The following is a 7,499-nucleotide window of genomic DNA, read 5'->3' as shown; positions in this document are numbered from 1 at the left end:
AAGCGAAGCGCGTTTTGCAACTTTTTCGATGCTTAATTTAAGATAAAAATTCCGTTTAGGAAAACATCTCCCGCGTAGTGTTGGCACTGCCCCTAGCGGCGGCGAAGAGCTGCTTCGAATGAGGCTCCACTAACCGATAAACTGTAATTTGTAAAAAGTGCGTGGATAATTTAGCAGAATCCCCCATAAGTCAGACTAATCAAGCTGACTTATGGTGGATTCTGCATTTTATGCCGCCGTAAAGTTTTTACCGTCTTTTTATTCTTCGTTGTTCTTTTGTTTTTCGGCCTTGCGCTGCTCACGGCGCATCTTGAAGAAGCGTTTCATGATATCGGCACATTCCTGCTGCAGGACTCCAGCCGTAATCTCAGGGCGATGATTAAGCGTTGGATTGCCGGGAATGTTGAATACAGACTCACACGCACCAGCCTTAGCATCGGTACTGCCATAGACAACACGATCCACACGACTCATGACAATTGCTCCGGCACACATCGGACACGGCTCAATCGTCACATATAGCGTCAGCCCCGATAAACGCCAACGTCCCAAATTTTTACAACACTCTTGAATCGCAATAAGCTCTGCATGTGCCGTCGCATCATGCCAAGTTTCTCTCATATTATGCCCACGCGCCACCACAGAGCCGTTCTCATCCACAAGCACGGCTCCGATTGGCACCTCTTCGCTATCATAGGCCAACTGCGCTTCTTCCAGCGCCATTCTCATATACTTCTCGTCATCCAGCGTCGTGTATCTTCCCTTCTGCCTTGCTAAGATCTACCTCATTTTGATAAAACAGCGACTGCGTTGGCCGAGCCCTTAGTTCCAATCGATAAGCATTCGGTACTCCCGGCCCTGCTTCATTATCCGGCCGTGCCTCTTTTTCCAGCTCATGATCAAGAATCTCCGCAAACTGCTTTTTACTCTTGGGATTATCCTCATAACCTTCCTTGCGTTCGAAGAATTTTCCAATTCCTGACTCAACAGGTTTCAAAGCGGATACCCGCTCAATACGGTCTACCACAGTAAACACCTCCTCGGTGCATTTCTGTTAATGCAATCAATATTACCCTACAATTTATATATCGTCAACTTTCTGATAAAAATTAAGTCTTTTGACCTACTTTTTTATAAATTTCATAGTAAAAAAGAACCTGCACCAACGTGCAGGTTCTTCCTATCTCACTTACTATGGCAACTTAGCAACGCAAAGCTTATTTCAGAGCGTCACCCAGTTTGGAATTCGTATTGCGGGCAGCAGCTACGCTCTCATCGAATTTCGCTTTCTCATCGCCCTCGAGTTTATACTCGACAATCTTTTCCATACCATTCTTGCCGAGGACAACTGGAACACCGATGCAGAGGTCTTTCTCACCATACTCGCCGTCGAGGTATACGCAGCACGGCATGAGTTTCTTGGAATCCAGCGCGATAGCCTCAACCATAGCAGCAGCAGCAGCACCTGGAGCATACCAAGCAGAAGTACCGAGCAAGCCCGTCAGCGTAGCACCGCCAACTTTCGTCTGGGCAACAGCATCATCCAGCTGCTCTTTGGAAAGGAAATTCGTGACCGGAATGCCGCGATACGTAGCAATGCTCGTGAGTGGGACCATCGTCTTGTCGCTGTGACCACCAATAACCATGCCATCGATATCCGTCGGCGTAGCCGGATAGCCTGCTTCCTGCAGAGCCTTGGACAAGAAATAACGGAAACGGCTGCTGTCGAGCATACCGCCCTGGCCAATGACACGATTACGCGGCAGTTTGGAATCCTTGAGCGTAAGGAAGGTCATCGTATCCATCGGGTTGGAAATGATGATAAAGATAGCATTCGGAGAATATTTTACAGCCTGATCGACAACGCTCTTTACGATTTTAGCGTTGACACCGATCAGCTCTTCACGAGTCATGCCTGGTTTACGCGGCATGCCGGAAGTGATGACAACTACATCAGAACCAGCCGTCGGAGCATAGCCGTTCTCATCCCCGATTTCCGCCGTTACACCGACAACCGTCGAATCAAAGTTCAGCATATGAGCCGTCTGCATGATATCCATAGCTTTGCCTTCGGCAAACCCCTTTTTGATATCCACGAGCATAACCTCGCTGCAGAAATTCTTGACTGCAAGAACATTTGCAACGGTAGCACCTACATTACCTGCACCAACAACTGTTACTTTCATAATAAATTGCCTCCTTATAATTTGAAAACGGCCTGTTGATTTACCATAACAGAAACCGCTTTCGGAATGCCTTTTATCATGAATCACACTTATGATTCATTACGTGTAAATTATAACAAAGTCGGTTGTAAAAATCAATCTTTTTCCTTTAGATTTTTTATTTTATCATAAATTAAGATTATATTCTTATGACCTGCTAATAATTAGTCAGACAACAAAAGAGACCCCTTTCTAAAAGGGATCTCTTTCCCGTCGACAGTGTGCAAAAACCACTAAACTTTATCCCATCAGGACTGTTCTTCAAAGTCCTCCTTACCCACACCACAGAGTGGGCAGACAAAATCATCTGGCAGCTCTTCGAATGGTACGCCTGGTGCCAAATCGTAATCCGGATCTCCCTTTTCTTCATCATAAATCCAGCCACATACAGTGCAAACCCAAGTTTTCATAATGCCCCTCCTAACAATACAACTAAAATCGTCCTATAGGAAGGGTTCGCCCCATTCAAAATAAAATCCTGCCAAGTCTAAATTAAATTATGCCACAGCGCTTTTGTACACCAGTAAAGAACTCATACGGCACCGCCATGTTACCACCAATGCCAGTTCCCATAGCAACATTCGGGCGATTGGCACCATGAAAATCCGTTCCGCCCGTAGGCATCAAATCATACTTTTCTATCATATATCCAGCAAAGGCAGCATCGTCCGCCGAATAATTCGGATAGAAGCGTTCCATGCCATTTAATCCCATGCTGTGCAGATGTAGAATAGCAGTTTCCTGCTCCTTGCGCGTGAGCCCCTTGAGTCCAATGTCTTTGTGGAAATGTGCCAGCGAAGTCACGCCTCCCGCTTCCCGTATCCGTGGCAAAGCTTCCTCCGCCGTGATATTCACATCGAGGCCCAACGCAACAGCTGCCGGGTCAAGATAATTATCCCAAAGGGGCTGTGCCCGGTCATACAACTGAAGGGAAACCAAATACCGCATGATTGCATACCGGTCGATGGGACGTCCCTGCGCAAATTCTTTTACCTTCTCCAGGGAAATATCCACGCCCTTATGCGCGACGAAGTCTATCATTTCAGGAATCCGCCCCTCTTTGATGGAACGAATCCGTTGATAAATCAATTGAAAGGACGGATGCTCGGGATCAAAGCCCAAACAGACTATATGGATTTTACGCCCATTATATTCGGCGGACAGCTCCATCCCGTTGATAAATTCAAGGCCAGCTGCTTTGGCCGCAGCAGCTGCTGCTTCATTACCAGCAATATTATCATGATCCGTCAGCGTAAACGCCGACAAACCTGCCGCACTTGCCTGCTTCGCCAACTCCTCCGGACAAAAACTGCCATCCGATACCAGGGAATGAACATGTAAATCTACGAACTTCATTTCTTCTCTTTTTCCTTTCCTCGAAAACTCTCCTGAGCTAAAAAGAAATTATATACTGCCTCGGCCGACGGCCGATTCATCCCGTCAACTTCCGCTAATTCTTCCACACTAGCTGCCTTAATCTTAGCTAAAGTCCCAAAATGTGACCAGAGTGCCTGCCTGCGTTTCGGACCAATTCCCACAATATGATCCAACACCGAGACAAGATTCCGTTTGCCACGAAGCTTACGATGATACGTAATGGCAAACCGATGGGCTTCGTCGCGAATGCGCTGGATTAAATATAGCGACTGACTATGACGTGGCAACACTACTGGCTCAGACTCGCCCTCCTTGAACACCAATTCAAACTGCTTGGCCAGGCCTACCACTGGCACATTCTTATGCCCAGCCTGCTGCCGAATGATTTCCAATGCCGAAGATAATTGTCCTTTGCCGCCATCGATAACGATAAGATCTGGCAACTCCTCCTCAGGAAGTCCTACATAACGCCGCGTTGTGACTTCACGCATGGATAAGAAATCATCTGGTTTCCCTTCCGTACTGTTGATCTTAAAACGGCGATAATCGGATTTTTTCGGAAGCCCGCCTTCAAAAACCACCATCGATGCTACCGTCTCACTTCCTTGAATATGTGAGATATCAAAGCACTCCATACGCTCGGGCGGACGTTTCAATCCCAAATATTTTCCCAGCTCTTCCACGGCCCCTCGGGTCTGTGCATTGGCCTGCTTGATACGAGCTGCCTCGTCTTTAAGATATTTATCGGCATTACCAGCTGCCATGACTACAATGTCATGCTTCGTTCCCCGTTGCGGGCAAAGCAACTGTACCTTCGCTCGTTTCTTTTTTTCTGATAACCAAGCCTCCATAAGCGTTCGCTCGTCTTCCGGCAGCTCCAGCGGCAGCAGGATTTCACGTGGTACGAATGCCGCACGATGGTAATACTGTTGCAAAAAGGCTGTCAAAATTGCCTCATCGCTTTCCTCTTCGCTGCCGCGCAGTAAAAAATGTTCCCGGCCAATCATTTTGCCAGCACGAATAAAGAATATCTGTACCGCCACGCCGATTTCCGACCGCGCCATCCCAACGGCATCCTGATCCCCAGAGCCAGTCACAATATTTTGCTTCTCGGCAATCTTTCTCACCGCTAACAATTGATCACGCAGTCTTGCGGCCACTTCATAATGATAGGCAGCTGCTGCCTTATCCATGCGATATTGCAGTTCCCGTTCGACCTCTTCCGTACGTCCCTCGAGAAATAACAGCACCGCTTTAATCATTGCATCATATTCACGCTTATCTACATTTCCCGCACAGGGCGCCAGACAGCGCTTGATATGGTATTCCAGACACGGACGTTCCTGAAGATGTTTACACGTACGCAAGGGGAACAATCGCCGCAACAGCTTCAAACTCTCATGCACCGCTGTCGCATTGGTGTATGGGCCAAAATATCTTGCCCCATCTTTTAACACCCGTCGCGTAATAAAAACGCGGGGAAACTCTTCTTGTACGCTAACTTTGACATACGGATAGGTTTTGTCATCCTTGAGACTAATATTATAACGTGGCCGATGCTTCTTGATGAGATTACATTCAAGAATCAGTGCCTCAACCTCCGTATTGGTCATGATAAATTCAAAATCAGCGATATGTGAGACCATCGCCCGAACCTTAGGCGTATGATTCTTATTCGACTGGAAGTACTGGCGCACGCGATTCTTGAGTACCACGGCCTTCCCCACATAAATGATTCTGCCATTCGCATCTTTCATTATATATACACCAGGATTTTCCGGCAGCAGTTTAAGCTTTTCTGCCACAATATCAGTCATAAATTCACTTCCCTTCCTCCTATCTTATCACAATTTAGCATATAACTATGAAAAAAAACAAGCACGAAAAAACTTCCTCTCCCTTAGCATTTTCCTGACAACCTAAAATCCATCCTGCGACAGCGAAAGCTATTATATAAAACCAAAAACTTTCTGACATATTTGTATACAAGATTCATTATTCTTTTGAAGCATTAGATTTATACCTTCACTTTATCATTGACCCGTCAAATAAATTGTGCTACAATTCATGACATAGTTGCTTTAGCATCTGGTTCTAATACCTGTTGCTTTACAACCATATTAAATAAGTGTCAATAATATCAATTACTTGTAAATCTAGGAGGTAATCCTATGTTTAAACGCGTACTTATCGCAAATCGCGGCGAAATCGCCGTTCGTATTATTCGTGCCTGCCAGGAGCTGGACATCGAAACCGTTGCTGTCTACTCCGAGGCTGATGCCAATGCTTTGCATGTCCAGCTGGCGGATCAGGCTATCTGCGTAGGCCCAGCTGATGCCATGGAAAGCTATCTGAACAAAGATGCCCTGCTGGCTGCTGCCCAACAGGCTCAGGCCGATGCCATTCATCCAGGCTATGGCTTTCTCTCCGAGGATGCGGATTTTGCCGAACAGGTAACCAATGCGGGGATCACCTGGATTGGCCCCATGCCGGAAACGATTCGCCTCGTAGGTGACAAGGATATCGCCCGTGCTTCTATCGCTCCTTCTGGTATCCCTATGGCTAAAGGCAGCGATCCACTGACCAGCAACGAAGAAGCTATTGAAGTGGCTAAGGAAGTCGGCTATCCGGTCATCCTTAAACCGGTATCGGGTGGTGGCGGCAAAGGCATGTGCGTAGCTCACAATGAAGACGACCTGCGCAACATCCTCTCCATGCTCGTCGATATCACTAAGACGAAATACTACTTCGAGCATTACATTGAGCGGTCCCGCCACGTAGAAGTCCAGATTGTTGCCGATAACTACGGTGAGGTTCTCCACCTCGGCGAGCGTGAGTGCTCCCTGCAGCGCCGCAACCAGAAGCTGCTAGAGGAATCGCCGTCGATTGCCCTGACTCAGGATATGCGCGAACGTGTTGGTCAGTTGGCAGTCAAGGCTGCTAAAAGCGTCCACTACTCCAATATCGGTACGGTAGAGTTCCTGCTTGACCTTTCCAACAACGAATTCTACTTCATGGAAATCAACCCGCGTATCCAGGTTGAGCATGGCATTACAGAGGCTGTCACGGGCATCGATCTCGTCCGTACGCAGATTCGCATTGCAGCTGGTGAAGCACTTGAATTCACGCAGGACGATGTTCATTTCACCGGCCATGCTATCGAATGCCGTATCAACGCCGAAGACCCAGACAACAACTTCCTGCCATCCCCGGGCGATATCACCTTCCTGCATGAACCGAGCGGCCCACGCGTCCGTTTTGACAGCGGCGTAACGGCTGGTCTTGCCATCGAGCCGTATTACGATTCGATGATTGCCAAGATTATCGTTCATGGCCGTACGCGCGGTGACGCAATCAAAATCATGGAACGCGCCTTGAAGGAATTCCGCATCGATGGCGTAAAGACCACGGTATCCCTTCACAAGAAGATTCTCAAGGATACTTACTTCCGCACGGGTAACATCGATACCCAGTTCATCAAAAACCGTATCGCGGTCTATGAGGCACAGGAAGAAGACAATAAGGGCAAATACTTCGCATAAGCAAAAATCTCTTTATATTGACATAAAATATAAAAGCCTCCATAAGTTAGATGGATTCATCTAACTTATGGAGGCTTTTACGAATTTATCCACGTAGTTTTTACCAATTACAGTTTGCAGGTTAGCGGAGCCTCATTCGAAGCAGCTCTTCGCCGCCGCTAGGGGCAGTGCCAACACTCCACGGGAGATGTTTTCCTAAACGAAATTTTTATCTTAAATTAAGCATCGAAAAAGTTGCAAAACGCGCTTCGCTTGAACGGTAGCAATTTTTCGACGAACGGTGAGGATAAAAATTTCGTTCTTCACGGAAAACATCAAACGCTTCGTTTATGGCACTGCCCCTAGCGGCGGCTGA

7 protein-coding genes are annotated in these 7,499 nt (G+C 47.3%); 1 reads left to right on the top strand and 6 read right to left on the bottom strand.

The genetic code is table 11. From position 1 onward, the window contains the following. Nucleotides 1–258: 258 nt before the first annotated feature. The 6 genes from tadA to uvrC all read right to left on the bottom strand — a co-directional run bounded on the left by tadA (nt 259) and on the right by uvrC (nt 5,419). Nucleotides 259–729: a tRNA adenosine(34) deaminase TadA gene (tadA, locus tag T504_RS0111880; protein ID WP_033171280.1), complete on the bottom strand. Its 471-nt coding sequence runs from the start codon at nt 727–729 to the stop codon at nt 259–261. 10 nt (nt 730–739) lie between these two features. Then, nucleotides 740–1,027, bottom strand: coding sequence for a hypothetical protein (locus tag T504_RS0111875; RefSeq protein ID WP_033171279.1), 288 nt, complete (start codon nt 1,025–1,027; stop codon nt 740–742). A gap of 190 nt (nt 1,028–1,217) precedes the next feature. Then, the gene (locus T504_RS0111870; RefSeq protein ID WP_033171278.1) at nt 1,218–2,186 is read right to left on the bottom strand and encodes a malate dehydrogenase; all 969 of its coding nucleotides are present in this window, start codon (nt 2,184–2,186) and stop codon (nt 1,218–1,220) included. A 287-nt stretch (nt 2,187–2,473) separates the two neighbouring features. Next, the gene (gene rd / locus T504_RS0111865) at nt 2,474–2,635 is read right to left on the bottom strand and encodes a rubredoxin (RefSeq protein ID WP_033171277.1); all 162 of its coding nucleotides are present in this window, start codon (nt 2,633–2,635) and stop codon (nt 2,474–2,476) included. Between the two features lie 82 nt (nt 2,636–2,717). Continuing rightward, on the bottom strand, nt 2,718–3,581 hold the full coding sequence (locus T504_RS0111860) for a PHP domain-containing protein (RefSeq protein WP_033171276.1): 864 nt from the start codon (nt 3,579–3,581) through the stop codon (nt 2,718–2,720). Continuing rightward, nucleotides 3,578–5,419, bottom strand: a complete 1,842-nt coding sequence (gene uvrC, locus T504_RS0111855; protein ID WP_033171275.1) for an excinuclease ABC subunit UvrC — start codon at nt 5,417–5,419, stop codon at nt 3,578–3,580. Before uvrC ends, T504_RS0111860 begins: the two co-directional genes overlap by 4 nt. 354 nt (nt 5,420–5,773) lie before the next feature. Here uvrC and T504_RS0111850 point away from each other — a divergent pair, with 354 nt between their 5' ends. Beyond that, entirely contained in the window at nt 5,774–7,144 is a 1,371-nt protein-coding gene (locus T504_RS0111850) for an acetyl-CoA carboxylase biotin carboxylase subunit (protein WP_033171274.1), read from the top strand. Nucleotides 7,145–7,499 lie beyond the last annotated feature (355 nt).

It is taken from the genome of Selenomonas sp. ND2010 (assembly GCF_000702005.1).
GTDB lineage: Bacteria > Bacillota > Negativicutes > Selenomonadales > Selenomonadaceae > Selenomonas_A.
This window is presented reverse-complemented; position numbering and strand designations above follow the sequence as displayed.